Genomic DNA, 4,227 nt, shown 5'->3' on the forward strand with positions numbered 1-4,227 from the left:
CTCTAGAGATACGAAAGAAGTTCCTCTTCAAGAGAAATATGAGAGTTATCTTCTTCTGCCTCTTTCAGCCGGGATTACAGTTGAATCACTACAACCTGCGCTAGAACTTCTAGCTTACAGAGTATTTGCGGTAAGCGTTGCAGACAAACTGATTGCAATAGGCAGCGAAGAAGACCTGCTGAAGTTCAAGGCACTTTACATGCAGCTTCAATCTCAGGAAGTAGACAGGGAAGAACGGATTTCTCTGGAAATAAAAATGATACCTGGCTGGGATCTTACTCGTTTGAATGAATATCTGAGACTCTTTCTTGGAGCCGATGAGTTTGAGAGGATTTCCATTGTTTCATCTTCCACAGGATTCGTTGCTCTTACTCCAAGAGCTCTGGCAGACGTTGTGGAGGCTGAAATATCAAGGTTGAGAGAATTCGAAGACCCTGCATTTACAGTGATTGAAAGAGTGCCTCCTGTAGATGATCTGGAAGGGCTGCTGGTTAGACTGGGAGTACTCGTTGATCTGGTAGAAATGGGTAGCTCGACGATCGTTATCGGGTCGGGGGAAGACGTAAGACAAACCGGAATAATAATAGAACAGCTTATGGAAAGTGTGAAATTCGATGTTGCTTCACCGGAAGCAATGGAATACAGCGTTCTAGACATCGCTCAAGACGACATCGAAAGCTTCAATGCAATTCTTGAAAGCCTCACGATAGATGTTTCCCTTATTTCATCGCCCTCTGGAGCCATAGCGATCGGCTCACATCAGGCAGTGGCTAGAGCAGAGACGGTTGTTGAAGATATTCTCAGCAGGAGAACGACTCCGCAGGTTTATGAACCGACATACGCCTTCACTGGGATACAAAGCGCAGATATTGCCATTTATCAGACGATTCTGGACAAACTTGATTCGGGAGTGGAGCTTCTGCCATCCGCTACTGGAGTTATCATGATCGGTGAAGGGAGCAAGGTTCAAGTAGCATTGGAGACGGTAAACGAGATTCTGGAAAGGGAAGCCGTAGCTGGTGAGGGGGTGGAGCCGGGAAGAGTTTCCAACGTTGCTGCGCTAATCCCTGGCTGGAACGATGAGAAATATGCAAGCTACTTTGCTGACTTTCTCGGCGAGGACGACTTCTCTAGAATAACTATTACACCATCTTCCAGTGGTTACATTGTTGTCGGTCCCCAGGAAGTTGTATCAAAACTAGTCAACGAGGCTTCGAGGTTGGCTGGAATTGAGGATCCCTTCTTCGTTATCGAGAATTCGCTTCCCGCAGTCGAGCAACTGGATTCACTTCTTGAACGGCTTGGATTGAAGGTAACGATTCTGCCTGTTGAAGACAAATTCCTCGTAGTTGGCAAGAAAGAGAGCGTAGAAGAGGCTGTTGAGGTAATAAGACTTCTGAGTAACGGACTGGAAGCGCCATCAAGTTCAAGAAAATATGATTTCCAAATAATGCCTGCAAGCGAGGGAGCATTTGATACTATACGGCAGGTATTAGCAGAGCTGAAAATTGAAGCAACTGCGCTTAGCTTTGGAGACAACGTCATACTTGTCGGCTATGATGAGGACCTCGAAAGTGCCGCGAAGGTCGTGAATTCTATTAATGAACGAACGGTAACTCTCGAAAAGGATGAAGAACTGAAGTATTCTTTTACGGAAATACCGAATGATAGAATAAATGAGTTTTCAGCCATTCTCGATAGTCTTGAGATGGATGTCCAGCTACTTACCTCGCCATCCGGAGTAGTATTGGTGGGGACCGAGGAAGAGTCGGCTAAAGCTAATGATGTCATATTATCAGTGCTTTCTAAGGCCGAAGAGGATGAGACGATTGAATCAAGGTTCTTCAATAATCCTGCCGGTTGGGAAGATGGAAAACTTGTTACCTACCTGAGAGGTTTCCTCGGAGAGAAGGATTGGGCAAAAGTCAGTGTGACTCCGGTTCAGTCCGGTTATCTAATAGTGGGTCCAACTGCCATACTGGACAGAATTCACTCTGAAACGGTCAGGTTATCAGGACTGGAGAAGCCACACTACGAAATAGTTGATACTGTTCCCTCGATTCAGAATCTTCAGGGCATGCTCGAAAAAATGGGACTTGCGGTAACTGTAGTTATCGTAGATGGGAGATCGATGGTCATTGGACCGGAAGATGACGTTATTCAGACTGTGAGGATTTTCAGCGAGCTTTCCGAGGGAGTTGTTTTGCCCAAGGGAGAGGAACCCGATGTATTTAACTTCGTAGAAATCCCCACCAAAGAAGTCGAAAGCTTTAGAGCAATATTCTCGAGATTAGGAATACGCGTTGATCTACTGAATGCCCCCACGGGCGTAATCGCTGTAGGTCAGGGTGAAGAAGTAGCTAAGGCCGTTGACACTATAACTTCTATACTTTCAAGGAGAGAGGTTCAGGTGGTTGATGGTGAGAAGAGCTACCTGGTAGTTGAAGTCGCGGACGGATTCGACCTGGCTGCAGCACAGTCAATTGTTTCGGCATTCAATATAAACGTCTTCCCGCTTTCGGTTGCAGGGAAGCTAGTAGTAATCGGGAGCGAGAACGAGATCATGAGGTTCGCAGAAATAAGAGAAGATATAATCAGCGAACATAGAGTAACGGTGATTGTTCCCCGCGAGGTCACTCTCGAGGAGCTTACAGGGATTGTAGATACTCTGGAAATGGAGATTTCCGTTCTAGAGATCAGGGACAGCTTCGTTGTCTACGGGAAAGAAAAAGACATCGAGCAGATCAGGGCTATTCTTTCCGAGCTTGTTTCCGAAAAACCTTCTGAGGAAGTTCGCCATTCGAGGATATTCACTGGAATCTCCCTTAGCACCGACTTCCTTAACAAGCTCCTCTCAAGTATGAACTCCTCGCTCACAATTTACGGAGAGGGAGACAAATTAGTTGCTGTAGGTACCGAAGATGATATTGAGATGTTTGAAGGTCTCTTGAAAGAGATTGGATCTGCCCCGTCTACTGAAGAACTGACGGCGCAGTTCTATCCCAGAATTGAAGGATGGACGGGAGAGACTCTCTCTGGATTCTTTGAGGCTATGAATCTGGCGGTTCAGGTATTTCACGAAAACAGTCAGGGATACCTGTTGATTGGACCGGAATCTGAGCTTTCCAAGCTGCCCGATATCATGGAGGGCCTCGAACTCAAGACGAAGAAGCTTACAACTCTCTATCCTGTTCCTTCAGGTATGACATTCGAAGAGCTGAGAGAGATACTGATTTCGGCCGGGTTCAATCTTTCCTACACAAAACTTGGACAGAGTATGTCGATTTCCGGTCTTGAAGAAGACGTTAACCTTGCAGTTGCCCTACTGGACGAAGTGATAAGAAGCAATCTTGGCAAGGGGATCTCTTATAGGCTAATCAAGCTTCCTGCAGATTTGACACTGGAAAAGTTTGAGAAAATTATGGGAGATATGGCGCTAGGCATATCCTCTGTTCAGGTAGATGGAGAAGTAATGCTAATTGGTTCCGACAGTGATTTGAGAACTGCCAATGAAATAGTTGAGTATCTCACTCCGGAAGGCACTCCTATTGAGGATGAAGTAGTCTACTCTGTGATTCCTATCAGTGAAGAGCTTTCAATGACGGAGATCGCAGCTCTGGTCGAAAAGCTTTCGCTTAATGTAGAGATCCTTCCAGTCGGTGAAGACCTATTCGTGATTGGAACTCAAAGAAACGTAGATAGCTTCAGAGAGTTAGTCAATTCCATTTCGGCGACCCTCGGGATAGAGGAAGTACAAAGCCCCGAATACACAATCGTTGAGTTCGTTGAAGAGATCTCAGTGGATCAGTTCAGAGAATTGCTAGCCTCCCTCAATATCTCGGTGAAGATTGTGGAGGTCGGAGATTATCTCGTTTTCATAGGTTCAGGTGAGGACAATTTGGAAGCCGCTGAGCTTTTCTCCAGATTTGAGACGAAGAATACAGAACCGGAATCTGAGGAGATTGAGTTCGAAGCTCTTTCCTTCCCTAAGGGGTTTGACATAAACTCTCTCACAACTGTTTTCGAAAAGCTCGATCTAAGAGTCGACATAAACGCCGTTAGCAACGTCCTCCTGATAATCGGAACGAGAGAATCGATAGAAAACGCAGTTACAATAATAGAAAAACTCGTTCAGGTATCGACGGGAGATTCAGGTGAAGGGAACGTCTTCAAAGTCCTTGAATCAAAGGAGGGAGTTTCTTCCGAGCTTTTGAGTCAGCTCTTCAG

1 pseudogene is annotated in these 4,227 nt (G+C 45.8%); it reads left to right on the top strand.

The features are described 5' to 3' along the window. Positions 1 to 4,227, top strand: a pseudogene (locus BG32_RS08690) (type II secretory pathway, component HofQ); the annotation flags it as partial.

It is taken from the genome of Mesotoga sp. HF07.pep.5.2.highcov (assembly GCF_003666285.1).
Lineage (GTDB): Bacteria > Thermotogota > Thermotogae > Petrotogales > Kosmotogaceae > Mesotoga > Mesotoga prima.